This is a genomic window from Pseudomonas svalbardensis, from assembly GCF_030053115.1.
GTDB lineage: Bacteria > Pseudomonadota > Gammaproteobacteria > Pseudomonadales > Pseudomonadaceae > Aquipseudomonas > Aquipseudomonas svalbardensis.
In genome coordinates, this window is sequence record NZ_CP125619.1 from 4,188,672 (window position 1) to 4,215,052 (window position 26,381).

Below are 26,381 nucleotides of genomic sequence, written 5' to 3' on the forward strand. Positions count from 1 at the left end.
TAGCAGCTGGCGAAGCCTGCGTTCGGCTGCGCAGCAGACGTCAATCCATTCACCACGGTTTAACTGAATGACCGAGGCGTTTGATTTTGCGACTGCTTCGCAGCCGAACGCAGGCTTCGCCAGCCGCTACAGGGGATCAGCCGCGATCCTTGCCCCGCAACATGCTGTCCAGCACGTCATCGCGGCGCACCCAACCGTGAAACAACGCCGCCGCCAAATGCAGCAGCACCGTCAAGAACAACAAATACGCCAGATACCCGTGAGCCTTGCGCAGGAACGCAAACACCTGCGCATTCGCCGGTACGATCGACGGCAACTGCAATGAGCTGCTGAGCATCACCGGATCCCCCGCCGCCGAAATCATCGCCCAGCCCAGCAGCGGCAAAATCAGCATCAAGGCGTACAGCAACACATGCGAAGCCTTGGCCGCCAGCGCTTGCCAACCCGGCAGATCCGCCGGCAGCGGTGGCTGTTGCGTGGAAAAACGCACGGCCAGGCGCACGATCACCAGCAGCAGAATCGCGACGCCCAAGGGTTTGTGCAGATGAATCAGCCACTCATGACGCTCGGACACCGAAGCGGCCATGCCCGCGCCGATAAACAGCATGGCAATGATCATCAGCGCCATCAGCCAGTGCAGCAATCGCGCTAAAGGCGCGAAGTGGTTCGGTTGAGCGCTCATTGACGAGACTCCTGTTTATTCGCAGCGGGCAACTGGCTGACTTCGCTGGTACGACGCAAGTAGGAAGTGGCGTACCCCGCTGAACGAGCGACGAGCAATGGGTCGTCGGAACTTTCTATGCCGGCGGGCAGTACCAGTGGGTCGTAGTTGATGTCACGGCATTCGCCATTGAGTTGCGGCTGAGTGCTTTCGAGCACCAGGGTGCCGGCGTTCAACACTTTGCGACCCTCGGGCCAGGCTTTGCTGGCGTCGTTGACCGGATCGCCAGGGTTGGCCAGGGTGATGTTCAGCTGCCAACGCAGCGGCCCTGCGGAAATGCGCTGAACCAGGTCTTTCTCCAGGAACTCACCCCCTTCAGGCGCCGTAGCACCCGCTGTATCCTGAGCGACGGGCACCATGCTCCAGCGCACCGCTTGCCGTTGCCCGGCCGCGTTCACCAGGTAAAACGCATTGACGCTGTTGTAGGTTTCCGTCACGTAACTGGCCGACGGCTTGGCGGTTTTGATCCAGGCCAGGAACGGTGCAGCTTCCGGATGCGAACCAAAGAACGCTGGCACGGCAGCCGGGTTCGGTTTGCCGGTGGCCGGATCCGGTGACTGGGCTTGTTGCAATTGATAGAACGCCTCGGGCGTGCCCACCGGGAACACCGGCATGCTGTTCATCCCGGTGCGCCACTGCTGGCCGTTGGCCTGGTTGAATCGCAAGGCCAGGCTGCGGATTGGCACGCTGTTGTCCGGCGCATAAGGATTGCCGGCCGGCAATGCAAAACGCCCGACCACCGGGGTCCGCGCTACATTGAACACCTGAGCGCTGGAATAGCTGCGCGCCTCACCGCTGCTCTCGAAATGTCCGATCACGCACACGCCTTTGGAGTGGTTACGCCGGAAACCCAGGTGCACGCCGTTGTTGGTCTCCAGCACATTGATCAGCTTTTTCGGCGTCAGGCGCAGTGGGTCAAAGGTGCCGTTGACGTAGGTAAAAGCCCCGGCCAGGGCGGCAACCACCACAGCGATACCGGCCAGACGTAACGTCAGGCTCGCGGCACTCAAGGGTGGCCGGGTTGGCGGTGATGAGCGATCTACCATGAAAGACTCCAGGGCCATCGGCCACAAGTGAGAAGGATCAAGCAGACGAACCCCACGGTGGTTTATTCCATAGCGCGGTATTTATTTTTTCAGGCGTGGAATAACCTCCAATGCCGGGCGTCTCCCGGGTGTCCGATCTCACAAATACGTTCCTTTTTTGGCGAGTGGCTGTTGTTGCCAGGCAAGGCGCCGCGACGCGTCATAGCTCGCTATGGCAAGGAGCGGCAACGCAGTATGGCGACAACAGACGCCGCCAAAAAGGAAACGTATTTGTGAGACCGGACACCCCCTAGCGTAGTGACTAGCCAGAACTTCATGAACGATATCGACGAACAACTGAGAGAAATCATTCCCAGATTGCGCCGGTTTGCCGTGTCGTTGACGCGCAATCCCAGCAGCGCAGACGACCTGGTGCAGTCTTGCCTTGAGCGCGCGCTGTCGAGTTGGGGCGACAAACGCCCCGAGGGCGACTTGCGCGCCTGGTTGTTTTCGATTCTGTATCGACAGTTTCTCGATGCTCACCGGCGCTCCCGGCGTTATGCGCGAATGCTCGAGTTCTTTACCGGGCGTGACGATTCACAGCCGTCGGTGGAACGCACCGTGATCGCCCAATCGACCCTGAAAGCCTTCGACCAGCTCACCACCGAACAACGCGCCCTGCTGCTCTGGGTCTCGGTCGAAGGCTTGAGTTATAAAGACGTCGCCGAGATTCTCGACGTCCCCACCGGCACCGTAATGTCCCGCCTGTCCCGTGCCCGCCAGGCCTTGCGCCAGTTGAGCGACGGCGAAATCACCCGCCCTTCTCTGCGGAGACTCAAATGATCAGCCTGCCCCCAAGCGAGCGTGACCTGCACGCCTATGTCGACCAGCAACTCAGCGATGCCGACCGACGTCTGGTGGAAACTTTTCTGGCCAGCAACGTTGAAGTGGCTGCACAAGTGCGCGCCTGGCAGCAGGATGCCCAGCAACTGCGCGCGGCATTGAGCGGCGCCCTGCAGCAACCGGCCAACCCGGACCTCGACCCGGCGCTGATTCGCCAACGCCTCAAACGACAATCTCGCCGTCACCTGGCCAGCGCCGCCGTGTTGCTGATCGCGGTCAGCGTCGGCGGGTTCAGCGGTTGGAAAGCCCGGGAGATGACGTTCATCAGTGCCCAACTGCCGATGACCGATGCCCTGCAGGCCTATCGCCTGATTGCCCAGCAAGGCATCCTGCCGGCCGATTACAAAGTCAGCGACGACGGTGACATGCAGGGTTGGCTCGACCGCTATTTCACTCAGGCCAATCGCTTGCCTGACCTCTCGGGCGCCGGTTTCAAACCGGTCAGCGGACGCTTGCTGAGCACCGAGCAAGGGCCGGCGGCGATGGTGGTTTACGAGGATCAACGCGGCCATAAAGTCAGCTTCTACGTCCGCCCACCGGGTCCGAAAAACTACCTGTTGCCGAGGGGCAGTCGCAGCGATGGCGAGTTGCAGGCCGAGTACTGGTCAGGGGGCGGATATAACTATGCAATGGTCAGCCCGAGCGATACGCCGGCGGCGCAGATGCTCAAGCAGACCGTCCGGTTCTGACCTTGCTACCGATCGTTCCCACGCTCTGCGTGGGAATGCCTCTAGGGACGCTCTGCGTCCAGTGACGCGGAGCGTCACGGGCTGCATTCCCACGCAGAGCGTGGGAACGATCGACGTGGGGATCAACCCTGCCCGAAGACTTGGGAAGGCCGCCGCAGCAGCGGATCGAACGGATTGATCCGTGGTCCGATCAGCGCCGCTTCGCGCTTGAGCATTTCCACCACTGTCGGCAAGCGATCCGGCCCCAGCCGATCACTCACGGTCGCCACACTCAGTGCTGCCACGGCCCGCCCTTCACGATCCAGAATCGGCACCGCCACCCCGGCCATGCCCTGCAACACGCCCGTGTTGCGTCCGGCATAACCCAGCTTGCGCACGTTCTCGACTTCCGAGCGCAGAAACACCTCGTCGTACAGGTGGAAATCCTTGAGCCTCGGCAAGTTGTAGTGAATCACTGTGTCGCGTTCCTCTTCTGGCAGGAACGCCAGAATCGCCAGGCTGCCCTGCCCCACACCCAGTGCTACGCGCCCACCAATGTCACCGGTAAAGGTGCGGATCGGAAACGGACCTTCACTGCGGTCCAGGCAGATCGCATCAAAACCACTGCGCGCCAGCAAGAACAACGAATCCCCCAACGATGCCGACAGCCGCAGCAACGCCGGACGCACCAGTTCGCGCAGGTTTCCAGTGTTCCCGGCACGAGCCGCCAGGGCGAAAAACTCCAGACTCAAGCGATAGCGTTTGCTGCGCGCATCCTGCTCGACCATGCCCTCATCCATCAGGCTGCGCAGCAATCGGTGCGTGGTCGGTTGGGACAAACCAATGCGCTGGGCCAGTTGCGTCACCCGCTCCCCGCCCTCGACGGTTTCACCCAGACTGCGCAGCACGGCAAACAGTCTGGAGACCGCGCCTACACCGACATCACTTTTGCTTTCATTCCGCTCAATGGAATCTGTCATGGGTTTTCTCGAGTATTAATTTACTCACCGAATGAAACTGAAAATAGTCATCGCTTCAGTGAAATAGGCCATTGAGCCCATCCTATTCTTCGTCCTACTCTGCGTCCAGACAGGGGCGATTCGAACAACAGCGGCAGCCGACTAGAGTCGAGCGCCAACGCACCCAGCAAGACCTTTTCGTATCTGCCCATACAAAAAAGCGCGCCTTCGGGCGACGCATAACAATCTCAGGTGGAGCGCAGTTATGGCTTTTGTGCAACTTGAAGGACTCGGCAAACGTTACGGTGAGATCGACGCCGTCGTTGCTACCAACCTCTCGGTCGACAAAGGCGAGTTCGTCTCGCTGCTCGGCCCCTCCGGATGCGGCAAAACCACCACCCTGCAAATGATCGCCGGCTTCGTCGAAGTCAGCAGCGGCCGCATCCTGCTGGACGGTCGCGACATCACCCACGCCAAACCCGCCAGCCGTGGTCTGGGCGTGGTGTTCCAGAGTTACGCGCTGTTCCCGCACATGACCGTGAAAGACAACGTCGCCTTCGGCCTGCGCATGCGCAAAGTGGCCAACGGCGAGTTGCAGCAGCGAGTGGACCGGGTGCTGAAACTGGTACGCCTCAACCAGCATGCCGAGCGTTACCCCCGGGAGCTTTCCGGTGGCCAGCGTCAACGCGTTGCATTGGCCCGCGCCCTGGTGATCGAGCCGCCGGTGCTGTTGCTCGATGAGCCGCTGTCCAACCTCGACGCCAACCTGCGCGAAGAGATGCAATTCGAGATCCGCCGCATCCAGCGCGAAGTCGGGATCACCACATTGATGGTCACCCATGACCAGTCCGAAGCGCTGTCCATCAGCGACCGGGTGGTGGTGATGCAGGCCGGGCGCATCACCCAGATCGACGCGCCTTACACCCTCTACGAACACCCGCGCACCGAGTTCATTTCCGGCTTCGTCGGCAAGGCCAATTTGCTACCCGGCGAGCGTGATGGCGCGGGTGTGGTCCAGGTTCGCAGTGGCGGCGAACTGACCTTGAGCCTGCGTCCGGAAAAAATCGATCTGCGGGACAAAGGTCAGGGCCGTCTGCAAGGCAACATCGTCAGCCGCTTCTTTCTCGGCAGCCAATGGCTGTACGGCGTATCGACGACCCTGGGCGAACTCAGCGTGGTTCGCCGCAACGACGGTTCGGCACCGCTGACCGAAGGCACGGCGGTCGGCCTCGATTGGGACGCAGCGTTGCTGCGGGTGCTCAGTGTCGACGAGGTGCCGGCATGAGTACGCTTGTCGCCATTCGCCAGGGACGCCAGGGTTACTGGCTGTCGGCACCGGCCCTGGCCTTATACCTGGGCCTGCTGGTTATCCCGCTGCTGCTGACCTTGGTGCTGTCGTTCAACGTCTTCGACTACAGCTCGGGGATCAACGGCGACGCCTACACCCTCGATCACTACAGCAGCCTGCTCGGCGATCCGTACTTCTACGAAATCTTTCTGCGCACGATGTGGATCAGCGCCCTGACCACCCTGCTCTGCGTGGTAATCGGCGTGCCCGAGGCCTACATCCTCAGCCGCATGGGCACGCCGTGGCGCTCGATTTTCCTGATTCTGATCCTCACCCCGTTGCTGATTTCGGTGGTGGTGCGCGCCTTCGGCTGGAGCCTGTTGCTCGGTGCCGACGGCCTGGTCAACCAGACCCTGCAAGCCTTCGGCGGCTCGCCGATGAAGCTGCTCTACACACCGTTCGCGGTGGTGATTGCACTGGTCCACGTGATGCTGCCGTTTATGATCATTCCGGTCTGGACCTCGCTGCAGAAACTCGACCCCGCCGCCGAGCAGGCCGCGATGTCCCTCGGTGCCAGGCACTTCACCGTGTTGCGCCAGGTGGTGCTGCCACAGATCATGCCCGGCGTGCTCTCGGGCACCTTGATCGTGTTCGGTCTCGCCGCCAGTTCGTTTGCCATCCCTGGCCTGCTCGGCGGACGCCGGATAAAAATGGTCGCCACGCTGATCTATGACCAGTACCTGTCGGAGCTCAACTGGCCGATGGGCGCGGCCATCGCCGTGGCCCTGCTGTTGCTCAACCTGCTGATCATGCTGTCGTGGAACCGGATGATCGAAGGCCGCTACAAGAAGTCATTGGGATAACTCGTCATGTCCAAGAACGGTCCTTTCGCCCTGCTGTTCCATACCCTGGTGGTGCTGTTCATGCTGGCACCGCTGGTGGTGGTTTGCCTCGTGGCCTTCACACCGGAAAACACCCTGAGCCTGCCGACCACTGAGTTTTCCCTGCGCTGGTTTCGCGCGGTGTTCGAGCGCGCAGACTTTGTCGATGCGTTCTACAACAGCCTGATCCTCGCGTTCTGCGCTGCCAGTCTGGCGACGCTGATTGCGGTGCCGGCGGCGCTGGCGATCACGCGCTTCGAGTTCCCCGGCCGCGACTTTTTCAACGGTCTGTTCCTGTCGCCGATCATCATTCCGCACTTGGTGCTGGGTGTCGCATTGCTGCGCTTGTTTGCGCTGATGGGCGTCAATGGCAGCTTCGCCTGGCTGATCTTCGCCCATGTGCTGGTGATCACACCGTACGTGTTGCGACTGGTGCTGGCGTCGGCCATCGGCCTGGATCGCAGCGCCGAACACGCCGCGCAATCGCTCGGTGCCGGGCGCTTCACGTTGTTCAGGGAAATCACCTTGCCGATGATTCTGCCGGGGGTCGCCGGTGGCTGGCTGCTGGCGTTCATCAACAGTTTCGATGAGGTCACTTTGTCAATTTTCGTCACCTCGCCGGCCACGCAAACCCTGCCGGTGCGGATGTACGTGTACGCCACTGAATCCATCGATCCGATGATGGCGGCGGTGTCGGCACTGGTGATTGGGCTGACCGCGCTGACGATGATTTTGCTCGACCGGGTTTACGGCCTGGATCGGGTTCTGGTGGGCAAACAATGAGGGCGCCATGGCTCTGCTGAAACGACTGGCCGAAGGCGACCGCCCGGCCTTGGACTTTACCCTCGACGGCACGCCGGCCACCGGCCTGCTCGGCGACACCTTGCTGACGGCGGTGCTGACCTGCAGCGAACACTTGCGCGGCAGCGACTTCAGCGCCGAACCCCGCGCCGGGTTTTGCATGATGGGTGCGTGTCAGGACTGCTGGGTAAGACTGGGCGATGGTCGACGCGTGCGCGCCTGTTCGACGTTGCTCGAAGCCGGGCAGCAGATCAGCCGCGAACCGGGGCGACACTTATGAGCACACCCTCGGTGGTCATCATCGGCGCCGGTCCGGCCGGGATTCGTGCAGCGCAAACATTGGTCGCCCACGGCGTTCGCCCGGTGCTGCTGGACGAAGCAGCACGCGGTGGCGGGCAGATTTATCGTCGACAACCGGCAAACTTCAAGCGCTCGCCGGTCAAGCTGTATGGCTTCGAAGCCGGCAAGGCCAACGCGCTGCATCAGACGATTGATGAGTTGCACGAGCAACTCGACTACCGTCCCGAGACGTTGGTATGGAACGCCGAGGACGGTGCGCTTGACACCTTGCATGAAGGCCGCGCCGCGCGGCTGGCGTTCTCCCGCGTGATCGTCGCCACGGGCGCCACCGACCGGATTCTGCCGGTACCGGGCTGGACCCTTCCGGGGGTCTACAGCCTCGGCGCAGCGCAGATCGCCCTCAAGTTTCAAGGCTGCGCTATCGGTGAACGCGTGGTGTTCGCCGGCAGCGGGCCGTTGCTGTACCTGGTGGCGTATCAATACGCCAAGGCCGGCGCCAAGGTGGTCGCTGTGCTCGACAGTTCGCCTTTCAGCACTCAGGCCCGCGCCCTGCCCGGTCTGCTCTCGCAACCGGCCACCCTGGCCAAAGGCATCTATTACCGCAGTTGGTTGACCGCCCACGGCATCCCGGTGCATCAAGGTGCCAGCCTCACAGGCATCAATGGCGATCAGCGTGTGCAATCGCTGACCTGGCGCAACGCGAAGGGCTATCAGCATCTTAATTGCGACGCCGTCGCCTTCGCCCACGGCCTGCGCAGTGAAACCCAACTCGCCGATCTGCTCGGCTGTGAGTTCGCCTGGAACCCGCTCAACCGCGCCTGGCTGCCGCAACGTGACAGCGCCGGTCGCAGCAGTGTCGCCGAGGTTTACCTGGCCGGTGACGGCGCCGGCATCATGGGCGCCGACGCGGCGGAAATGGCCGGCGAACGCGCGGCTCTGGCGTTGCTCGAAGACATCGGTTGCCTGATCCCGCCGCAGCGTGGTGCGCAATTGGAGCAGGCGCTGGGACGGATCGATACCTTCCGCCAAGGCCTGGAACGGGCCTTCGTCTTTCCCGAGAATTGGGCCGCCGATGCCCCGAATGAGTTGATGATCTGCCGCTGCGAAGAAGTGCCGGCCGGTGACATCCGCCAAGTCGTGCGCGAGGGCTATTGGGAGATCAACCGAGTCAAGGCCCATTGCCGGGTCGGCATGGGCCGCTGTCAGGGCCGGATGTGTGGCGCCGCCGCTGCGGAAATCATTGCCTGCGAAAGTCAGCGCTGCGTGTCCGACATCGGCAGGCTTCGGGCTCAGGCCCCCATCAAACCCCTGCCGTTTGGTTTGGAGGTCGAGTCATGATCGAAGTCGATGCCGTCATCATTGGCGGCGGTATTGTCGGCGCCTCCGCCGCGCTTTTTCTGAGCAAGGCCGGCCGGCGTGTCGCGCTGCTGGAGCGGGACTTCTGTGGCTCGCATTCCAGCGGCGTGAACTACGGCGGCGTGCGGCGTCAGGGGCGACCGTTGTCGCAACTGCCGCTGTCGCAGCGGGCCCACGACATCTGGGGGCAACTGCCGCAGCTGATTGGCATCGACGGTGAGTATCAGCGCAGCGGCCACCTGAAACTGGCCCGCAGCCTCAGCGACCTGCACGCCTTGCAAGACTATGCCGCCAGCAGTCGGGGCTTTGGCCTCGATTTGCAGGTATTCGAGCGCAGTGAATTACGCGCACGTTTTCCGTGGGTCGGCGAGGTCGCGGTCGGCGCCTCGTTTTGCCCCGATGACGGTCATGCCAACCCGCGACTGGTCTCCCCGGCGTTTGCCCGGGCGGCGCGGCGACATGGCGCACAGGTCCATGAACAATGCCCGGTGACGGCGGTGGAACACGACGGTCAACGCTTTCGCATCAGTACGCAAACCGGTCTGGAGCTACAGACGCCCTGGCTGCTGAATTGCGCCGGAGCCTGGGCCGGCACCCTGGCAGAACAGTTCGGTGAGGGGGTGCCGATGCGCGCCGGGCACCCGGCGATGCTGGTCACCGAGCCATTGCCGCTGGTGATGAATGCCAGCACCGGGGTCGAGGGCGGCGGTATCTATGCCCGTCAGGTCGCTCGCGGCAATTGCGTGTTGGGTGGCGGTCAGGGTTTTGCCCTCGACGACGCCCGCGCCCGGCCGGGCCAGCACGCCGTGATCGAGATCCTGCGTCAGGCCGTCGAGCTTTATCCGTTTCTTGAAGGCGCCCAGGCGATTCGCACCTGGAGCGGCACCGAAGGTTACCTGCCCGATCACCAACCGGTGATCGGCCACAGTGGCACTCAACCCGGTCTGTTGCACGCGTTCGGCTTTGCCGGCGCAGGTTTCCAGATCGCCCCCGCGGTGGGCCAGGCGCTCACCGAAATCATCTGCAGCGGCGCCTCAAAGACGCCACTGGATGCGTTTTCCATCACCCGGTTTCACTCCATCTCCGTTGCTTGATAGAGGAAGGTCGCGCCAATGAATAACGTCAAACGCAGTGCACTGCTCGGTTTCTCCTGTCTGACCGCCCTGCTCACGGTCACCCAGGCCCAGGCCGAACCGACGCTTTACCTGGGCATGAACGGCGGGACTATGGAGCGGCTATACGCCGACAAGGTGCTGCCGGTTTTCGAGAAGGCCAATAACGTCAAAGTGGTGATCGTGCCCGGCACCTCCGCCGATATTCTGGCCAAGGTCCAGGCCAGCAAAGGCAACCCGCAGATGCACGTGATGTTCCTCGACGACGGCATCATGTACCGCGCCATCGCCATGGGGCTGTGCGACAAACTCGAAGACAGCGCACCGCTGGCGCAGATTCCGGCCAAGGGCCGCATCAAGGATCAAGCGGTGGCGGTCAGCCTCGGCGTGACCGGGCTGGCGTACAACACGCGTCTGTTCAAGGAGAACGGCTGGACCGCGCCGACCTCGTGGATGGACATGGCCGACCCGCGCTTCAAGGACAAACTGGTGTTCCAGTCGATGGCCTCCTCAACCTTTGGCCTGCACGGATTCCTGATGTTCAACCGGATTCAGGGCGGCAGCGAAACCGACGTCGAGCCAGGCTTCAAGGCGTGGCCGAACACCGTCGGGCGCAACGTGCTGGAGTACATCCCGAGTTCGGCGAAGATTTCCGAAATGCTTCAGACCGACGAAGCCGCGCTGTTCCCACTGACGCCGACCCAGGTCACCGCCCTGAAACTCAAGGGCATGCCGGTGGAATATGCGCAACCGAAGGAAGGCGCCGTGGTGCTCAACGTGGCCGAATGTGCCATCGCCAACAACACCCAACCGGAACTGGCGCAGAAGCTCGCGGCCTTCTTGCTGACGCCGCAAGCGCAGGCCGCCGCGCTTGAAGACGGCGACCAGATCCCGTCCAACCCCAATACCCCGACCACCGACAAGACTCGCGGCCAGGTGGAGGCGATGAAGCAGTACCTGACCACTGCCATTGCGATCGATTGGGATCAGGTCAACGAACAGCGCCCGGCATGGAATGCGCGGTGGAATCGCAGTATCGAGCGGTAACTTCCGGCATAGCGCTATCTATGTAGCAGCTGCCGAGCCTGCGAGGCTGCGTTCGGTTCGGGCCGCGTTCGGACGGAGCAGTCGCCAATCCATTCTCTGCGGTTTTCTTGAATGACCGCGGTGTTTGGTTTTACGACTGCTCTGCAGCCGAACGCAGCCTCGCAGGCTCGGCAGCTGCTACAGGTCGACACAACTGGAATGGAAATTCCCCCTTTGGTTACACTACGGCGCGGCAGCTCGGGGAGCTGCCTGCCGATTACGGGGTGAAATCACAGTGGCCGTTCGACCGTCTGGCGCGCACGCGCAGCCGCTTGGGGCAGTTGGTCGAAATCAGGGACCCGTAGGTTTTGTGGCGTAGCTCATGCTCGCGATAGCGGCATGAGCTGCACCACACTTTTCCGGCTATCATGGCGCCCATTTTCTGGCCTCCGCGCCCTCCTCTCGATCAATAGTGAATCTGTTCATGGATACCCTTGCCCAACTGCGCGCCGGCCAACTGTCGGGCGTTACCCGCCTGGACCTCACCGGCGGCCTGACGGAGTTTCCGCGAGAAGTCTTCGACCTGGCGGACTCGCTGGAAGTCCTCGACCTCAGTGGCAATGCCTTGAGCAGTCTGCCGGACGACTTGCACCGTCTGACCCGTTTGCGCGTGCTGTTCTGCTCGGACAATCTGTTCACCGAACTGCCCGACTGCCTGGGCCAATGCGCCGCTCTGACGATGGTCGGCTTCAAGGCCAACCGCATCGAACACGTGCCAGGCGCGGCCCTGCCACCGTTGCTGCGCTGGCTGATCCTGACCGATAACTGCATCACTGAACTGCCCGCCGAGCTGGGTGAACGCCCGCACCTGCAAAAACTCATGCTTGCTGGCAACCGCTTGCAACGCTTGCCGGAGAGCTTGCGTCATTGCCATCGACTCGAACTGATCCGCGTCGCCGCCAATCGGTTGACCGAGTTGCCCGAGTGGCTGCTGTCCCTGCCGAGCCTGACCTGGCTGGCGTACGCCGGTAACCCGCTGGAGACCGAAGCCGATGCGGCCGCTGTCGAAGCCACGCCCCGCATTCCCTGGTCCGAACTGTGTCTGGAGCAGCAACTGGGCGAAGGCGCGTCAGGGGTGATTCATCGCGCAATGTGGGATCGACCGGGCCAACCGGCCACACAGGTCGCCGTCAAACTCTACAAAGGCGAAATGACCAGCGATGGCTCGCCGTTGCACGAGATGAACGCCTGCATCACCGCCGGTAGTCACCCCAACCTGATCCGGGTTGAAGGGCGCGTCGTCGGGCATCCAGAAGCCCAGGCCGGGCTGGTGATGCAGCTGATCGATCCGAGCTATCGCAATCTGTCCGGGCTGCCGAGCCTGGCGTCGTGCACCCGCGACGTTTACGCCAACGACACCCGGTTCAGCGCTGGCGTGGCATTGCGCATCGCCTGTGGCATCGCCTCGGCAGCCGAACATTTGCACCAGCATGGCATCACCCACGGCGACCTCTACGGCCACAACATTTTGTGGAACGAGCACGGTGATTGCCTGCTGGGGGATTTTGGCGCCGCATCTTTCCATGCCACCTCGGACAGCCTTGAAAGCCGTGCGCTGCAACGGATCGAGGTACGGGCGTTTGGTGTTTTGCTGGGAGAATTGTTGGAGCGGATCGACTCAGGGTTGAGCGATGAGGACTGTGTGCAGCTGGAGCAATTGCAGCAGCGCTGCTGTCAGCCGCAGGTGCTGGAGCGACCGGGGTTCAGCGAAATTATTCAGGCGCTGGCGGTATTGGCTTCAACCACTGGAAGCCAATACAAACCTGTGGCGAGGGACCTCCCCACAGGTCATCACACGCTCGAAGCGGTTTAACCCGCCAACCCGACAAACATGTCCTGCACGTCATCGTGGTTATCGAGGCCTTCGAGGAAGGCTTCGACTTCAGCCATCTGCTCGTCGCTCAGACTACTGACCGGGTTTTTCGGCTGATAACCCAACTTGGCCGACAACACGGTGAAACCTTGCTCTGGCAGGGCTTTCTGCACGGCGTCCAGGTCCGCAGGCTCGGTCAGGAACAGGGTGGTGCCCTCTTCTTCGCCCGGCTCGAAATCCTGGGCGCCGGCTTCGATGGCGGCCATTTCCGGATCGGCGTCAGGGCTGTCCGGGGACGCCTCGATCATGCCGACATGATTGAAGTCCCACGCTACCGAACCGGAAGCGCCCAATTGGCCCTTGCGGAACGCAACGCGGATTTCAGCAACGGTGCGGTTGATGTTGTCGGTCACGCATTCAACGATCAGCGGTACCTGATGCGGTGCGAAGCCTTCATAGGTTACGCGATGGTATTGCACGGTTTCGCCCAACAGGCCCGCACCTTTCTTGATCGCGCGATCCAGGGTTTCCTTGGGCATCGAGGCTTTCTTGGCCTGCTCGACCACCAGACGCAGGTGTGCGTTGGTGGCAGTATCGGCACCGTTGCGGGCAGCAATAGTGATTTCTTTTACCAGTTTGCCGAAGATCTTGCCCTTGGCGTTAGATGCCGCTTCTTTGTGTTTAACCTTCCACTGTGCGCCCATTACTTACTCTCTTGATCTGTGGCGCCGAGACATCTATTGGCCGACGCATGGCGCAAGTTTATACGCCCTAAAGTTGGCAATCGACCAAAAAATCCGCCCTGTTCACCCGCATGACCAATCGACATCTTCACCGGCAGTTGTAGGGCGATTCTGAAACTTCGATTTGCGGTGACCATAAAGGGCTGTGGTTTCGTACCCTCTGCGCCCGTATCCCATGGCAGAAGCGCGTTCGATGCACAACGACAAGGAAAGTCCCTTCACCCTGACACTTCTCGACGGCGATTTGAGTTTGCAGGTGTTGCAGTTCAGTGGCCGAGAAGCCCTCAACCAACCCTATCGATTCGACATCGAAGTGATCGGCCTCGCACCGGCCATGAACCTCGACCAATTGCTGCAACAGCCGGTGTTCCTCAGCCTGATGGAGGGCCAGGGTGTTCACGGCGTCCTTCACAGTGCCAGTCGCGAGCATCGCGGCCCACACCGGATCGGCTACAAACTGGTGCTGGTGCCCTACCTTCAATGGCTCGACCGGCAGCGTTCACGCCGGGTCTTTCATCACCTCAGCGTACCGATGATCCTGCGCCAACTGCTGGAGGAACATGATGTACCCGAGGGGAGCTATCGCTTCGAATTATCCAACGGACACTATCCCGTCCGGCCTTTTTGCATTCAGTACGAGGAGAGCGATCTGGCATTGCTACAACGGCTGTGCGAAGAAGAAGGCATTCACTATCACTTCGAACATCAGCGCGACGGGCATGTGCTGGTCCTGGCGGATGACAGCCTGAGTTTCCCCCAGGACCCCGTCCTTACGCCTTTCCAGGGCAACTCGCCCGACGACAGTGACGTGCCGGTGATCAGTGAGTTGTTCCAGCGCCATGACTCGCCGCCCTTTCCCTCGCGACTGGAGGCCAGGAACCGTGGCTCGCAAAAACCCGACGACGGCGCGGCCAACCATGCTTTCAGCAAACCATTGCCCGTGATGGTCCGCCCCGCTCCCGAGCACATCCATCGCGATCAACTAAGCCGTCGACAACTGGAACGTCTGCGTTGCCAGCACCTGCAGATCCACGGTCAAAGCAACCAGAGCGCACTGCGCAGCGCACGGATTGTGCAGGTGTCGGAGCATCCACTGTCGAATTTCAACGATCAATGGCTGCTCACCGAAACCCGACATCAGGGGCAACAACCTTCGATTCTTGCCACCGACACACCCGTCACTGTCCGCCATTACCGCAATCAGTTCACCGCCATTCCCTGGTCAACGGTTTTCAGGCCGGCGCTCAGACAGACCAGGCCGAGCATCCCGGGCTATCAGCCCGCCCGGGTGTTGGGGCCGGTCGGGCAGCCGGCGGCGCTGGATGATCGAGGTCGAATACAGGTCAGACTGTGGCCAACAGCGGAAGCGGATCCGCTTGAATCTGCCGGTCTCTGGCTACCGATGGCCCTTGCAGCGCCGGACGGTCGGATTGACCCCTCCAGCCTGCCCAAGGCAGGCAGCGACGTCCTCATCAGTTTTCTCGACAGTGACCCGGATCGGCCGGTGCTGTGCGTCGGCATGGGCCATCACCCGCGCACTCGGCCTGTTCCCGCGCCACGCCGCGATAGCCACTTGCTGCTCGATTGGCTGGTCAATCGCTCGGACCTCACGCCCTGACACTCAGCCCTTGTCGGCCTTGCCTGCCGCCGCCGCGAACTTCGCCAGACGCACATCCAGATGCCGTGGCCGATGCCCATGATCCTCGGCGCGCTCCTTGCGGCGGATGGCGTTGCGCACCATCAGGGAGCCGAGGTAACGAATCGGTTCCGGCGGAAACAAGCCCAACGGACCGTTGACCAGAGGCGAACGAGTCCAGGCGTTGTCCAGCCCCTGGACCATCGAGGCGAGAATCTGCCCGCCCATGTGACACGGGCCAACCCCGCTGCCGGAATATCCGAAACCATAAAACACGTTGCCACTGGCGCTCATCTGACCGAAGAACGGCAAACCGGTGACGGAGCGATCAGACGGACCGTTCCAGGTCGCCTCGACCTTGACCTGGGCAAACGCCGGAAAGAACTCGCTCAGGCTGTGCTGCAACAAACCGGCATAGGGCGATGGCTGATCGAACACCGGCAACATTCGCCCGCCGTAAGCAAAGGTGTTGCCGCCCTTGCCGAGCATGATTCGGCCGTCCGGCGTGTTGTGGTAGTAGTGCACGAAAATCCGCGAATCGAGCACGGTGACGCCGCTGGTCAAACCGATCTCGTTGAGCAGATCGGGCCGCGGCTCGGTGATCAGCATGTCGCTGGAAACAATCGCCACACTGCGCTCGAACTGTGGAAACGCCCGGGCCATCCAGGCGTTCATCGCCAGCACCACGCGATCCGCGCGAACGGTGCCGTTGGGGGTTTGAATCCCCGCAGGCTTGCCCTCCTGCAACCCGGTCATGGCGGTGTGCTCATGAATCCTCACGCCGAGTTGCAAGGCGACCCGGCGCAAGCCGCGCACCAGTTTGCCCGGCTGCACACTGGCCGCCGCCGGGGAAAACCAGCCTTCCAGATGTTTGCTGGAACCGGCCATGCGTTGCACATCGGCCACCGGCCGTTGGGTGAAGGAGTTGATGCCATTGCGCTCCAGCGCCGCGATGACGGCGTCGGTCGAGCCGCATTGGGCGCGGTTGGTGGCGGTGTAGAGCGTGCCGTCGAGGCGGTAATCGGCGTCCACCGCGTACTGCTCGCAAAAGGCGCCGATGGCATGGATGCTGCGCTCCGATTCCTTGACCAGTCGCACGGCTTCTTCGACGCCGAACAGCCGCTCAAGGGTGAAGTACTTGGCCGACCACGACAGTGCACAACCACCGTTGCGACCACTGGCACCGGCGCCGCAGATATCGGCCTCGATCAGCAGCACATCCAGTTCGGGGTTCTGTTCCTTGAGCATGATCGCGGTCCACAGTCCGGTGTAGCCACCGCCGACGATGCAGACGTCGGCGCGGGTATCGCCCGTCAAGGGTTCGCATGGCGCGCAGGACTCGGTCGCCAGCGCCTGTTCGAGCCAGAAAGGTCTCATGGGTCAATCCTTAAGTACGCAGAGGTTTTACGGTGATCGGTTGGTTAGGGACGAAAACGCTTTCGGAACGCAGGCCAGCCGGGCGGCTGTTCCAGTGCGGGATCAGCACCAGGGCCGAAAACAACGCGCAGCCGGCGAAGACGATGAACACGGTGACCGAGTCAAAGTAGCCCGGCAGCAAGCCGCCGAGAATCGCCCCAACCGAGCCGCAACCATTGACGAAACCGGCCGCGGTGGCGCCCGCCTTGGCGGTGCCGAAATCGATCGCGGCCGCGCCGCTGATCATCGAGTCCGGTCCATACAGGGTCAGGCCCATGACGAACAGCAGGGCCACCACCAGCATCACGCTGCCGGTTTGCAGGGCGCCCATGAACAAGGCCAGGGTGACGGTCAACGCCAACAGACTGAGCACACACGCCGGCATGCGTCGGGCGCCGAACAGTTTGTCCGAAGCGAGCCCCAGCAGAATCGGCCCGAGCAACCCGGCCAGTTCAAACGCGGTCGGAATGATTGCCGCGCCGACCTTGCCCACCGAGGGCATCTGCTCGAAGACGATCACCGGTCCCCAGAGCAGAATCGCGTAGCGCGCCGGTTTCAGCAGAAAATACGCGAGGCCCAGAACCAGCACGGTGCGGTTGCGCAGAATGTCTTTTAACGGTTCCAGCATGCTGATCTTGCTTTGCGCGTCGGCCTCTTGCGCCGTCAGTTGCGGCTCTGGCTCCACCGCCGGCAAGCCAACATCTTCGGGTTTGTTGCGCTGAAAAATAAAAAACAGCACGGCGACCAGCCCAACTACCGCCGCACTGGAAAAGAACGCCGCATGCCAAGTGCCGATCAGCGTATACGCCCACCAGCCTGCAAACGGCGAAGCCACCAACCCACCAAAGGCGTAACAGGAACTCCACAACCCCAGCACCCGCCCACGCTGCTCGGAGGGAAAGAAACTACCGAGGTTCTTGCACAGCCCGGACCAGCCGGTGGACTGGGCAAACCCTTGAATCAACATGCAGGTAGCGAAGATTGGCAACGTCGCGAAACTGCCCATCACCAAGGCTGCCGCCGCTGAAATCAACAACCCGCCAAACACTACGACCCTTGGGCCAAAGCGGTCGGCCAGGATGCCCCAGGTGAATTGCCCGATGGCGTAAGCCGTGAGGTAGATGGCGTCGAGGTTGGCCATGGCCATTTTGTCGAGCATGAAGGTGGGGTCTTCGGCGATCCCCAGTTTTGCCACGGAAAAAGCTTTGCGGGTGAAGTAGAAAGCGGCGTAAGCGAGCCAGGTGATCGCGAAGATCTGCACGCGCCAACGCTTGATGGTGCCGATGTGCTTGTCCATTGTGGTTCTGACCTCAGGGTGTGAGTGTGCCGGCAGAAATTGAGAAATAACGCCTGTTTTTTTATTGTTGAGCACTTCGATATCGCAGCTTCCCTGAGGCGATATCGGTCAGATGAGTCCTGCTGTTGCACGCACAGGCTCATGGCCGCCAACGCTGTTTGACTGACCAGTCACCGGGGCTGAGGTGGATAAAAACAATTACTGATTAATAAGTGAAATCGATTTATCGTATTTCCAATATAAGCTCAGCTTGTTACTGGAGGTTTCGATGTCGGTTTCCCACGCCCAGCTCAAAGCCTTCCACGCCGTGGCCGTGCACGGAAGCTTTACCAAAGCGGCCGAGCGGCTATTCCTCACGCAACCGGCGATTTCCGACCAAGTGCGCAAGCTCGAAGAGCGTTTCAGTGTGCTGCTGTTCCACCGCAACAAACGTTCGGTACGCCTGACCGATCTGGGCGAGCGGTTGCTGAGCATTACCCAGCGATTGTTCGTTATCGAGGCCGAGGCGCAGGAACTCTTGCATGACTCCAGGGCCTTGCAGACCGGCAGCCTGATTCTCGCGGTGGATGCGCCAGTGCACGTGTTGCCGCAGATTGCTCGCTTTTGTGAGCGCTACCCCGGCATCAGCGTGAAGATCGAAACCGGCAACACCGACGAATCGCTGTTTCGGCTGTTCAACTATCAGGCCGACCTGGCATTGCTGGGTCGGGAGGTGAGTGACGAACGTCTGATCTCGTTGCCGCTGCGCAACGACCCGATGGTGGCGTTCGTTTCGCGCAATCATCCGTGGGCCGACCGCGAGTCGATTTGCCTAGCGGATCTGGATGACACGCCATTGGTGTTGCGGGAAATCGGTTCGGTAACGCGCCAGACGCTGGAAGAAGAAATGGCTCAGGCAGGCTTTCGCATTCGCCCGGCGATTCAGGTTGAAGGCCGGGAAGCGGCGCGTGAGGCGGTGGTCGTGGGGATTGGTGTTGGCGTTGTTTCAGCTGCCGAATTCGGTGCAGATTCGAGGGTGTGCGCGTTGCCGATTACCGACTGCAAACGACGATTGACCGAGACGCTGGTGTGCTTGCGCGAGCAGAGTTCGCGGCGGGTGGTGGCGACGTTTCTGGAGATGGTTCGCGAGAGTCTTGTGTAAGCCGGTCCGGCCCCATCGTCGGAACGCCGCCCGGACCAAGCTCGCTCCCACAGGGGAATGCGTTCCAATGTGGGAGCGAGCCTGCTCGCGAAGGGCGCACCTCGATTACAAGGCGGGCGCCAACTCGAAAAACGCCTGTATCAAGCGCAAATTCCGCCGCCGTTCCATGCACCCAATCATGTGTCGGTTAACCAACCCTTCACCAAGAATCGGCACCGCCGCCACCCGCGGGTCATGGCTGACCTCCACCGACGACACCACGCCAACCCCCAACTCTGCGGCGACGGCTTCGGTCACCGCCTCGCGACTGTCCAGCTCCAGTAACACCCGTGGACTGACCAACGCCGCCGCGCACGCCTCGTCGAAGGTGCGCCGGGTGATCGAACTTGGCTCGCGCAACACCATGATCACCTGATCCAGCGCCTTGAGCGGCACCCCCTTGGACATCTGCGCCCAGGGATGACCGTCGGGCACCAGCGCACAAATCCGTGATTCGCTTAAGTCTTGCAAATGCAGCCCCTTGCGCGGTTCGACCTCGGTCAGCACCGCCACGTCGGCATGCTCCGACAATAACGCCGCCAGGGTTTCCTGAGCATTGCCCAGCCGCAGATTCACGGTAATGCCGGGATACCGCGCGCGCAGGCTGGCGAGCATCGGCATGACCATGTGCGGCCCGTCCGCCGCAACCTCCAGACGCCCGGTCAGCAACTGCCGGTTGGCCTCGAGCATCACCTGCGCCTCTTCGGCCAGACCGAACATCGCCCGGGTGATCGCGGCCAGTTTGGTGCCCTCCTCCGTCAGCTCCACCCGTCGTGCGGTGCGCCGCAACAGGGTGATCTGGTAATGCTCCTCCAGCGCCTTGATGTGCCCGGTGACCGCCGGTTGGCTGATGAACAGTCGCGCGGCGGCCCGGGTGAAGCTGCCCTCGCGGGCCACCGCATCGAATGCGCGGAGCTGGAACAGGTTCATGAATAACCCTCACTGATGGCTGGCATAACAACAAACAATTTGATTGATAGCACGGCAAATTGCAATTTAAGCCCCGTAGCTTCATCCCATCGATTGCGAGGACACGAGAATGAGTACTGCCGAACCCATCCTGCTCACCCCCGGCCCACTGACCACATCGGCCCGCACCCGTCAGGCGATGATGCTCGACTGGGGTTCATGGGATGACCGCTTCAATCAACTGACCGCGAGCCTGTGCGAACAGCTGCTGGCGATCATCAACGGCGGCGACAGCCACCACTGCGTGCCCCTGCAAGGCAGCGGCACCTTCGCGGTCGAAGCGGCGATCGGCACGCTGGTGCCTCGTGACGGCAAAGTCCTGGTGCTGATCAACGGCGCCTACGGCAAACGCCTGGCGAAAATCTGCGAAGTGCTCGGCCGCTCCTTCAGCACCTTTGAAACCGCCGAAGACGAACCGACCACCGCCGCCGACGTCGACCGCCTGCTGCGCGCCGACGCCAGCATCACCCACGTCGCGCTGATTCACTGCGAAACCAGCACCGGGATCCTCAACCCGCTGCCGGAAATTGCTCACGTCATCGCGCAACACGGCAAACGCCTGATCATCGACGCCATGAGCTCCTTCGGCGCGCTGCCGATTGACGCGCAACAGGTGCCGTTCGACGCGCTGATCGCCGCCTCGGGCAAATGCCTGGAAGGCGTGCCGGGAATGGGCTTTGTCTTCGCTCGCAAAGAAGCGCTGGCCAATGCCGCCGGTAACTCGCACTCGCTGGCGATGGACCTTTTCGATCAGCACACCTATATGGCCAAGACCGGCCAATGGCGCTTCACCCCGCCGACCCACGTGGTCGCCGCGCTGCACGAAGCCCTGCTGCAATACAACGAAGAAGGTGGTTTGCCAGCCCGGCATCAGCGCTATGCCAACAACTGCAAAATGCTGCTCGATGACATGGCCAAATTGGGGCTACGCAGCTTCCTGCCCGCCGAGATTCAGGCGCCGATCATCGTCACCTTTCATGCGCCGAAAGATCCGCGCTACCAGTTCAAGGAATTCTACGAACGCGTCAAGGCCAAGGGTTTCATCCTCTACCCCGGCAAATTGACCCAGGTCGAAACCTTCCGCGTCGGCTGTATCGGCCACGTCAACCAGGACGAGATGCACGCGGCCGTATCGGCGATCGCCGAAGTGCTGCGCGAGATGGAAGTCCTCGACATCTAATTCACGACGACTTGTAGCAGCTGTCGAGCCCTAGCGAGGCTGCGTTCGACTGCGCAGCAGTCGTAAACCATCCACCTCGGTGTTTTTAGATGAACCGAGTCGCCAGAGTTAACGACTGCTGCGCAGCCGAACGCAGCCTCGCTGGGGCTCGACAGCTGCTACAGGGCTCTTCATTCCCCAATACAGGATTTGAGACATGAACTACGCAAACCCAACCAAGCTGCAAGCCGCCATCCTCGACTGGGCCGGCACCGTGGTCGACTTCGGCTCCTTCGCACCGACACAGATTTTTGTCGAAGCTTTCGCCGAGTTCGACGTCCAGGTTTCCATCGAAGAAGCCCGCGGCCCGATGGGCATGGGCAAGTGGGACCACATCCGCACCCTGTGCGATCAACCGCAAGTCGCCGAGCGTTATCGCACGGTGTTCGGCCGTACGCCGACCGACGATGACGTCACCGTCATCTACAAACGCTTCATGCCGCTACAAATCGAGAAAATCGCCGAGCACTCGGCGCTGATTCCGGGCGCATTGGACACCATCGCCAACCTGCGCCAGCAAGGGATCAAGATCGGTTCCTGCTCCGGCTATCCAAAACAGGTCATGGACAAAGTTGTCGAACTGGCCGCCACCAACGGTTACGTTGCCGACCACGTGGTCGCCACCGATGAAGTGCCCAATGGCCGCCCATGGCCGGCCCAGGCGCTGGCCAACGTGATTGCGCTGGGCATCGATGATGTCGCAGCCTGCGTGAAGATCGACGACACCGTGCCGGGCATTCTTGAAGGTCGCCGTGCCGGAATGTGGACCGTGGCGCTGATCTGCTCGGGCAACGCGCTGGGCCTGGACTACGAAGCTTACCGCGCCCTCGGCAGCGACCAACTGGCCAGCGAACGCAAGCGCATCCACGGGATGTTCGAAGGCTCGCGTCCCCACTACATGATCGACACCATCACCGAATTGCCGGAAGTGATCGCCGATATCAACCAGCGCCTGGCCAAGGGCGAGATGCCGCAAACCAACTGATTGCGCCTATCGCTGCATAAAAAAAGCGCCAGCTCCTTAACGGAACGGGCGCTTTTTTGTGGCCAATCACTTGATCCAGAGCATTGAACGCCCAAATAGCCACAGGCAAATCCACCAAAGCGGATTACAGTTAAAGCACACCGTCGAACAAGAACGGTGGCTCGACCTGACCTGTGAGGAACACCGTATGCCCTGGAAGAACTCCGACTCACGCTACAGCACCGTGTCGATCACGCTGCATTGGTTGATGCTGGTCCTGCTGGCGCTGGTTTACGCCTGTATTGAATTTCGCGGGATCTTTCCAAAAGGCAGTGGCGGGCGGACGCTGATCACCGAATCGCACTTTATGCTGGGCTTGACGGTGTTTGTATTGGTTTGGCTGCGGCTGTTCGCGCGCAGCCTGGGCCCGGCACCGCAAATCTTCCCGGCCTCGCCTCACTGGCAGACCGTGTTGGCCAAACTGATGCACTGGGCGCTGTACATTTTCATGGTCGCCATGCCGATTCTGGGCTGGCTGGTCACTAGCGCAAAAGGGCACCAAGTGATGTTCTACGGCTTCGACCTGCCGCTGCTGATCGCGGAGGACAAGGCGTTGGCCAAGCAGATCGAGGGCTGGCATGAACTCGGCGGCACCATTGGATACTGGCTGATCGGCCTGCACGCCGTGGCGGGGATTTATCACCACTATGTCGTGGGTGATAACACCTTGCTGCGGATGATGCCCAAGCGCGGGTGAATCCAGCCGCTCACTGGAAACCCCGGCGGCCCTGCAAACCGCCGGTATGGATGAAGATCAGGCGCGTGCCCTTTTCCAATCTTCCCGCTTCTACTTGCTGCTTGAGCGCCAACAGGGCTTTGCCGGTATACAGCGGTTCAAGGGGAATGCCGCAGGCCTGTTCGGTCTGATCGATGAACTCGAGCAACAGCGGATCGACTTTGGCAAAGCCGCCACGGCTGGCGTCGAACAATTCATAAGCGCGATTGTGTAAACCCGCCTCCCGCACGATCGAATCGACGTGCTGCGCAACCCCATGATCGTCGGGCACCGCCAGCGCGCCATACACCGGATGTTCACCTGCTTCGGCCAGCACCAGACCAGCCAGGGTGGTGCCCGTTCCGCAGGCCAGCCACCAACCTTCGTAGTCACTCCAGCCAAGACCGTTCAGTTGCTCGCTGACCATTGCCCTCAGCGGCATGCAGCCCCTGGCGCCCTGTAAACCACCGCCACCTTCCGGCACCGGATGCAGATCGGGATACTGCGCCTGCCATGGCAACCAGAAACCCGGCTCGTGCCGCGCTCGATAACCGCCATAACCGAGCCAATGCAGCTGCATACCGAACGCCTGCAAGTCTTTTACCGTTGGCGTTTCTTGCGGATGACCACGCAGCAGGCCAACGGTGCGAAAACCGAAACGTTTGCCCGCGGCGGCCAGTGCATGCAGATGATTGGAGTGGGCACCGCCCAGACTGATGATGCCTTTGGCACCAATCAGGTCAGCGGCTTTCAGGTGCTCGATGAGTTTGAACCACTTGTTGCCGCTGATCAGAGGGTCGATCTGGTCGAGGCGCAGGATCCCGACTTCGATGCCGGCTGAGGTGAGCCAGTCGAATTGCAGGGGTTGCAGCGGGGCTTGGGGTAGCCAGTCGTTGGGCGGGAGAAGCATCGATGCCGGCTCTGGGTGAAGAGCCAGCATTCTAGTCGCTCTGAGGACGCCTTCGCGAGCAGGCTCGCTCCCACACTCGATCCATGTCGCACCGAAGATCTACTGTGGGAGCGAGCCTGCTCGCGAAAGCCATTGGCACGCTGAGCCTGCTTATTACAACTCAGCAGCCAACCGGGACCCTTGGTTGATCGCGCGCTTGGCATCCAATTCAGCCGCTACATCCGCGCCGCCAATCAAATGCACGTTCTGCCCGGCCGCCACCAGACCCTCGTGCAATTCACGCAGCGGATCCTGCCCGGCGCAGATCACGATGTTGTCCACCGGCAGCACTTGCGGCTCGCCGGTTTCACCGATGCGGATGTGCAAACCTTCGTCGTCGATCTTCAGGTACTCGACGCTGTTGAGCATCTGCACCTGCTTGTTTTTCAGACCGGTGCGGTGAATCCAGCCCGTGGTTTTACCGAGGCCATCACCGACCTTGGATTTCTTGCGCTGCAGCAGGAACACTTCACGCGCCGGTGCATGAGGCTCAGCCTTGATGCCGGCGACACCGCCGCGCGCTTCCAGATGCGTATCGATGCCCCACTCCTTCCAGAACGCCTCGCGATTCTGGCTGGTGGCCACGCCCTGATGAACCAGGAACTCCGAGACATCGAATCCGATACCACCGGCACCAATCACCGCGACGCGTTTGCCCACCGGTTTGCGCTCAAGGATCACGTCCAGGTAGCTCAGCACCTTGGCGTTCTCGACACCCGGAATCGCCGGGGTTCTTGGAGCGATGCCGGTCGCGAGAATGATCTCGTCGTAACCGCCCTCAACCAGTTTCGCCACGTCGACACGGGTGTTCAGGCACACCTCAACGTGTGTGGTCTGCAGTTTACGGTTGAAGTAGCGCAGGGTTTCGAAGAACTCTTCCTTGCCCGGCACACGCTTGGCGATGTTGAACTGACCACCGATTTCACTCGCCGAATCAAACAGCGTCACCTGATGACCACGCTCAGCCGCCACGGTCGCCGCGGACAAACCTGCTGGACCGGCACCGACCACCGCGATTTTCTTGATCTGCTGCACCGGCAGGTAATTGAGTTCGGTTTCGTGACAGGCGCGCGGGTTCACCAGGCAACTGGTCAACTTGCCGCCGAAGGTGTGGTCCAGGCAGGCCTGGTTGCAACCGATGCAGGTGTTGATTTCATCGGCACGACCTTCAGCGGCCTTGTTGACGAAGTCCGGGTCGGCGAGGAACGGCCGCGCCATGGAGACCATGTCGGCATCGCCTTCGGCCAGAATCTGCTCGGCCACTTCCGGGGTGTTGATACGGTTGGTGGTGATCAGCGGAATGTTCACCGAGCCACGCAGCTTGGCCGTGACTTTGCTGAACGCACCGCGCGGCACTTTGGTGGCAATGGTCGGGATCCGCGCTTCGTGCCAGCCGATGCCGGTGTTGATGATGGTCGCGCCGGCCTGCTCGATGGCCTTGGCCAGCGTCACGATTTCTTCCCAGCTGCTACCACCTTCCACCAGATCGAGCATCGACAGGCGGAAGATAATAATGAAATTCGGGCCTACCGCTTCGCGCACCCGGCGGACGATTTCCACCGGCAGGCGCATGCGGTTTTCATAGCTGCCGCCCCAGCGGTCAGTACGGTGGTTGGTATGGGCGGCGAGGAACTGGTTAATGAAATAACCTTCGGAGCCCATGATCTCGACGCCGTCGTACTCGGCCTGTTGCGCCAGGGTCGAACAGGTGACGAAATCGCTGATCTGCTTCTCGATGCCTTCCTCGTCCAGCTCTTTAGGCTTGAACGGGTTGATGGGGGCCTGAATGGCGCTTGGCGCGACCTGTTTCGGGCTGTAGGCATAACGCCCGGCGTGAAGGATCTGCATGCAGATCTTGCCGCCCGCCTCGTGCACTGCGCGGGTGACGATGCGGTGCTTGAGCGCTTCTTCCTCGGTGGTCAGTTTGGCCGCGCCGGAGTACACCCCACCCTCGTCGTTCGGGCCAATACCGCCGGTGACCATCAGGCCAACGCCGCCACGGGCACGTTCGGCGAAGTACGCCGCCATGCGCTCGAAACCGCCGGGCTTTTCCTCAAGACCGGTGTGCATCGAACCCATCAGGGTACGATTGCGCAGCGTGGTAAAACCCAGGTCCAGCGGGGCCAACAGGTGCGGGTAATGAGCGGCGGCCATCGGTAACTCCACATCGAGCGATCACGGAAAAAGTGCAGGAGCTCTTCGGCCCCCGTCAGTCATGTTGGACAGACTAAGAGTCGCGCCGCTGTCACTCAATGACCGTAACTGACAACTTATTGATCCAAATGTGCAGCGCCCCTTGGCAAGTGCCGGCGTGCGCCCT

The 26,381-nt window shown here is 61.5% G+C and carries 24 protein-coding genes; 15 read left to right on the forward strand and 9 right to left on the reverse strand.

Annotated features, from left to right (window positions below; genetic code table 11):
• Positions 1 to 136 precede the first annotated feature (136 nt).
• The gene (locus tag QFX16_RS19360) at positions 137 to 682 is read right to left on the reverse strand and encodes a cytochrome b (protein WP_056740290.1); all 546 of its coding nucleotides are present in this window, start codon (positions 680 to 682) and stop codon (positions 137 to 139) included.
• Positions 679 to 1,767: a catalase family peroxidase gene (locus QFX16_RS19365; protein WP_283180948.1), complete on the reverse strand. Its 1,089-nt coding sequence runs from the start codon at positions 1,765 to 1,767 to the stop codon at positions 679 to 681. Before QFX16_RS19365 ends, QFX16_RS19360 begins: the two co-directional genes overlap by 4 nt.
• 315 nt (positions 1,768 to 2,082) lie before the next feature.
• Between QFX16_RS19365 and QFX16_RS19370 the strand changes: the two genes are divergently transcribed.
• Both QFX16_RS19370 and QFX16_RS19375 read left to right on the forward strand, forming a co-directional pair.
• Positions 2,083 to 2,589 (forward strand): RNA polymerase sigma factor, encoded by a 507-nt coding sequence (locus QFX16_RS19370; protein WP_283180949.1) that lies wholly within the window; start codon positions 2,083 to 2,085, stop codon positions 2,587 to 2,589.
• The gene (locus tag QFX16_RS19375) at positions 2,586 to 3,338 is read left to right on the forward strand and encodes an anti-sigma factor family protein (RefSeq protein WP_283180950.1); all 753 of its coding nucleotides are present in this window, start codon (positions 2,586 to 2,588) and stop codon (positions 3,336 to 3,338) included. Before QFX16_RS19370 ends, QFX16_RS19375 begins: the two co-directional genes overlap by 4 nt.
• 122 nt (positions 3,339 to 3,460) lie before the next feature.
• Here QFX16_RS19375 and QFX16_RS19380 read toward each other — a convergent pair whose 3' ends face one another.
• Entirely contained in the window at positions 3,461 to 4,297 is an 837-nt protein-coding gene (locus QFX16_RS19380; protein ID WP_283180951.1) for an IclR family transcriptional regulator, read from the reverse strand.
• Between the two features lie 244 nt (positions 4,298 to 4,541).
• Here QFX16_RS19380 and QFX16_RS19385 point away from each other — a divergent pair, with 244 nt between their 5' ends.
• The 8 genes from QFX16_RS19385 to QFX16_RS19420 all read left to right on the forward strand — a co-directional run bounded on the left by QFX16_RS19385 (position 4,542) and on the right by QFX16_RS19420 (position 12,913).
• A complete protein-coding gene (locus tag QFX16_RS19385; protein WP_283180952.1) occupies positions 4,542 to 5,561 on the forward strand; it encodes an ABC transporter ATP-binding protein in 1,020 nt (339 codons plus the stop codon).
• Positions 5,558 to 6,427 (forward strand): ABC transporter permease, encoded by an 870-nt coding sequence (locus QFX16_RS19390; RefSeq protein WP_283180953.1) that lies wholly within the window; start codon positions 5,558 to 5,560, stop codon positions 6,425 to 6,427. Before QFX16_RS19385 ends, QFX16_RS19390 begins: the two co-directional genes overlap by 4 nt.
• Before the next feature lie 6 nt (positions 6,428 to 6,433).
• The gene (locus tag QFX16_RS19395) at positions 6,434 to 7,228 is read left to right on the forward strand and encodes an ABC transporter permease (protein ID WP_033057243.1); all 795 of its coding nucleotides are present in this window, start codon (positions 6,434 to 6,436) and stop codon (positions 7,226 to 7,228) included.
• Between the two features lie 7 nt (positions 7,229 to 7,235).
• On the forward strand, positions 7,236 to 7,526 hold the full coding sequence (locus QFX16_RS19400; RefSeq protein ID WP_123366184.1) for a (2Fe-2S)-binding protein: 291 nt from the start codon (positions 7,236 to 7,238) through the stop codon (positions 7,524 to 7,526).
• A complete protein-coding gene (locus QFX16_RS19405; protein ID WP_283180954.1) occupies positions 7,523 to 8,884 on the forward strand; it encodes an FAD/NAD(P)-dependent oxidoreductase in 1,362 nt (453 codons plus the stop codon). Before QFX16_RS19400 ends, QFX16_RS19405 begins: the two co-directional genes overlap by 4 nt.
• Positions 8,881 to 9,996: an NAD(P)/FAD-dependent oxidoreductase gene (locus tag QFX16_RS19410; RefSeq protein WP_283180955.1), complete on the forward strand. Its 1,116-nt coding sequence runs from the start codon at positions 8,881 to 8,883 to the stop codon at positions 9,994 to 9,996. The genes QFX16_RS19405 and QFX16_RS19410 overlap by 4 nt, the downstream gene beginning before the upstream one ends.
• Positions 9,997 to 10,014: 18 nt before the next feature.
• Positions 10,015 to 11,061: an ABC transporter substrate-binding protein gene (locus QFX16_RS19415; RefSeq protein ID WP_283180956.1), complete on the forward strand. Its 1,047-nt coding sequence runs from the start codon at positions 10,015 to 10,017 to the stop codon at positions 11,059 to 11,061.
• A gap of 463 nt (positions 11,062 to 11,524) precedes the next feature.
• Positions 11,525 to 12,913: a protein kinase gene (locus QFX16_RS19420; protein ID WP_283180957.1), complete on the forward strand. Its 1,389-nt coding sequence runs from the start codon at positions 11,525 to 11,527 to the stop codon at positions 12,911 to 12,913.
• On the opposite strand, the gene QFX16_RS19425 is transcribed toward QFX16_RS19420, so the two are convergent.
• A complete protein-coding gene (locus tag QFX16_RS19425) occupies positions 12,910 to 13,617 on the reverse strand; it encodes a YebC/PmpR family DNA-binding transcriptional regulator (protein ID WP_283180958.1) in 708 nt (235 codons plus the stop codon). The genes QFX16_RS19420 and QFX16_RS19425 overlap by 4 nt on opposite strands.
• Positions 13,618 to 13,849: 232 nt before the next feature.
• On the opposite strand from QFX16_RS19425, the gene QFX16_RS19430 reads away from it, so the two are divergent.
• Positions 13,850 to 15,274 (forward strand): type VI secretion system Vgr family protein, encoded by a 1,425-nt coding sequence (locus QFX16_RS19430; protein ID WP_283180959.1) that lies wholly within the window; start codon positions 13,850 to 13,852, stop codon positions 15,272 to 15,274.
• Positions 15,275 to 15,277: 3 nt separating this feature from the next.
• On the opposite strand, the gene QFX16_RS19435 is transcribed toward QFX16_RS19430, so the two are convergent.
• A complete protein-coding gene (locus QFX16_RS19435; protein WP_283180960.1) occupies positions 15,278 to 16,669 on the reverse strand; it encodes an FAD-dependent oxidoreductase in 1,392 nt (463 codons plus the stop codon).
• 10 nt (positions 16,670 to 16,679) lie between these two features.
• Positions 16,680 to 18,005 (reverse strand): MFS transporter, encoded by a 1,326-nt coding sequence (locus QFX16_RS19440; RefSeq protein WP_283180961.1) that lies wholly within the window; start codon positions 18,003 to 18,005, stop codon positions 16,680 to 16,682.
• 268 nt (positions 18,006 to 18,273) lie between these two features.
• Between QFX16_RS19440 and QFX16_RS19445 the strand changes: the two genes are divergently transcribed.
• On the forward strand, positions 18,274 to 19,146 hold the full coding sequence (locus tag QFX16_RS19445; protein ID WP_283180962.1) for a LysR family transcriptional regulator: 873 nt from the start codon (positions 18,274 to 18,276) through the stop codon (positions 19,144 to 19,146).
• 105 nt (positions 19,147 to 19,251) lie between these two features.
• Here QFX16_RS19445 and QFX16_RS19450 read toward each other — a convergent pair whose 3' ends face one another.
• The gene (locus QFX16_RS19450) at positions 19,252 to 20,115 is read right to left on the reverse strand and encodes a LysR substrate-binding domain-containing protein (RefSeq protein ID WP_283180963.1); all 864 of its coding nucleotides are present in this window, start codon (positions 20,113 to 20,115) and stop codon (positions 19,252 to 19,254) included.
• Between the two features lie 109 nt (positions 20,116 to 20,224).
• Here QFX16_RS19450 and QFX16_RS19455 point away from each other — a divergent pair, with 109 nt between their 5' ends.
• From QFX16_RS19455 to QFX16_RS19465, 3 genes are all read left to right on the forward strand, one after another.
• A complete protein-coding gene (locus QFX16_RS19455) occupies positions 20,225 to 21,334 on the forward strand; it encodes a 2-aminoethylphosphonate--pyruvate transaminase (RefSeq protein ID WP_283180964.1) in 1,110 nt (369 codons plus the stop codon).
• 196 nt (positions 21,335 to 21,530) lie between these two features.
• A complete protein-coding gene (phnX, locus tag QFX16_RS19460; RefSeq protein ID WP_283180965.1) occupies positions 21,531 to 22,358 on the forward strand; it encodes a phosphonoacetaldehyde hydrolase in 828 nt (275 codons plus the stop codon).
• A gap of 187 nt (positions 22,359 to 22,545) precedes the next feature.
• On the forward strand, positions 22,546 to 23,094 hold the full coding sequence (locus QFX16_RS19465; protein ID WP_283180966.1) for a cytochrome b: 549 nt from the start codon (positions 22,546 to 22,548) through the stop codon (positions 23,092 to 23,094).
• Between the two features lie 10 nt (positions 23,095 to 23,104).
• On the opposite strand, the gene QFX16_RS19470 is transcribed toward QFX16_RS19465, so the two are convergent.
• Together QFX16_RS19470 and QFX16_RS19475 are read right to left on the reverse strand one after the other, a co-directional pair.
• Entirely contained in the window at positions 23,105 to 24,022 is a 918-nt protein-coding gene (locus tag QFX16_RS19470) for a 1-aminocyclopropane-1-carboxylate deaminase/D-cysteine desulfhydrase (RefSeq protein ID WP_283180967.1), read from the reverse strand.
• Positions 24,023 to 24,175: 153 nt separating this feature from the next.
• Positions 24,176 to 26,215 carry an oxidoreductase gene (locus QFX16_RS19475; RefSeq protein WP_283180968.1) on the reverse strand — a complete coding sequence of 680 codons (2,040 nt, stop codon included), beginning with the start codon at positions 26,213 to 26,215 and terminating at the stop codon, positions 24,176 to 24,178.
• Positions 26,216 to 26,381: the final 166 nt, after the last annotated feature.

Excerpts from the sequence above, each read along its gene's own strand:
- QFX16_RS19360 (WP_056740290.1), bottom strand. The coding sequence starts at position 682 with ATGAGCGCTCAACCGAACCACTTCGCGCCTTTAGCGCGATTGCTGCAC.
- QFX16_RS19365 (WP_283180948.1), bottom strand. The coding sequence starts at position 1,767 with ATGGTAGATCGCTCATCACCGCCAACCCGGCCACCCTTGAGTGCCGCG.
- QFX16_RS19370 (WP_283180949.1), top strand. The coding sequence starts at position 2,083 with ATGAACGATATCGACGAACAACTGAGAGAAATCATTCCCAGATTGCGC.
- QFX16_RS19375 (WP_283180950.1), top strand. The coding sequence starts at position 2,586 with ATGATCAGCCTGCCCCCAAGCGAGCGTGACCTGCACGCCTATGTCGAC.
- QFX16_RS19380 (WP_283180951.1), bottom strand. The coding sequence starts at position 4,297 with ATGACAGATTCCATTGAGCGGAATGAAAGCAAAAGTGATGTCGGTGTA.
- QFX16_RS19385 (WP_283180952.1), top strand. The coding sequence starts at position 4,542 with ATGGCTTTTGTGCAACTTGAAGGACTCGGCAAACGTTACGGTGAGATC.
- QFX16_RS19390 (WP_283180953.1), top strand. The coding sequence starts at position 5,558 with ATGAGTACGCTTGTCGCCATTCGCCAGGGACGCCAGGGTTACTGGCTG.
- QFX16_RS19395 (WP_033057243.1), top strand. The coding sequence starts at position 6,434 with ATGTCCAAGAACGGTCCTTTCGCCCTGCTGTTCCATACCCTGGTGGTG.
- QFX16_RS19400 (WP_123366184.1), top strand. The coding sequence starts at position 7,236 with ATGGCTCTGCTGAAACGACTGGCCGAAGGCGACCGCCCGGCCTTGGAC.
- QFX16_RS19405 (WP_283180954.1), top strand. The coding sequence starts at position 7,523 with ATGAGCACACCCTCGGTGGTCATCATCGGCGCCGGTCCGGCCGGGATT.
- QFX16_RS19410 (WP_283180955.1), top strand. The coding sequence starts at position 8,881 with ATGATCGAAGTCGATGCCGTCATCATTGGCGGCGGTATTGTCGGCGCC.
- QFX16_RS19415 (WP_283180956.1), top strand. The coding sequence starts at position 10,015 with ATGAATAACGTCAAACGCAGTGCACTGCTCGGTTTCTCCTGTCTGACC.
- QFX16_RS19420 (WP_283180957.1), top strand. The coding sequence starts at position 11,525 with ATGGATACCCTTGCCCAACTGCGCGCCGGCCAACTGTCGGGCGTTACC.
- QFX16_RS19425 (WP_283180958.1), bottom strand. The coding sequence starts at position 13,617 with ATGGGCGCACAGTGGAAGGTTAAACACAAAGAAGCGGCATCTAACGCC.
- QFX16_RS19430 (WP_283180959.1), top strand. The coding sequence starts at position 13,850 with ATGCACAACGACAAGGAAAGTCCCTTCACCCTGACACTTCTCGACGGC.
- QFX16_RS19435 (WP_283180960.1), bottom strand. The coding sequence starts at position 16,669 with ATGAGACCTTTCTGGCTCGAACAGGCGCTGGCGACCGAGTCCTGCGCG.
- QFX16_RS19440 (WP_283180961.1), bottom strand. The coding sequence starts at position 18,005 with ATGGACAAGCACATCGGCACCATCAAGCGTTGGCGCGTGCAGATCTTC.
- QFX16_RS19445 (WP_283180962.1), top strand. The coding sequence starts at position 18,274 with ATGTCGGTTTCCCACGCCCAGCTCAAAGCCTTCCACGCCGTGGCCGTG.
- QFX16_RS19450 (WP_283180963.1), bottom strand. The coding sequence starts at position 20,115 with ATGAACCTGTTCCAGCTCCGCGCATTCGATGCGGTGGCCCGCGAGGGC.
- QFX16_RS19455 (WP_283180964.1), top strand. The coding sequence starts at position 20,225 with ATGAGTACTGCCGAACCCATCCTGCTCACCCCCGGCCCACTGACCACA.
- phnX (WP_283180965.1), top strand. The coding sequence starts at position 21,531 with ATGAACTACGCAAACCCAACCAAGCTGCAAGCCGCCATCCTCGACTGG.
- QFX16_RS19465 (WP_283180966.1), top strand. The coding sequence starts at position 22,546 with ATGCCCTGGAAGAACTCCGACTCACGCTACAGCACCGTGTCGATCACG.
- QFX16_RS19470 (WP_283180967.1), bottom strand. The coding sequence starts at position 24,022 with ATGCTTCTCCCGCCCAACGACTGGCTACCCCAAGCCCCGCTGCAACCC.
- QFX16_RS19475 (WP_283180968.1), bottom strand. The coding sequence starts at position 26,215 with ATGGCCGCCGCTCATTACCCGCACCTGTTGGCCCCGCTGGACCTGGGT.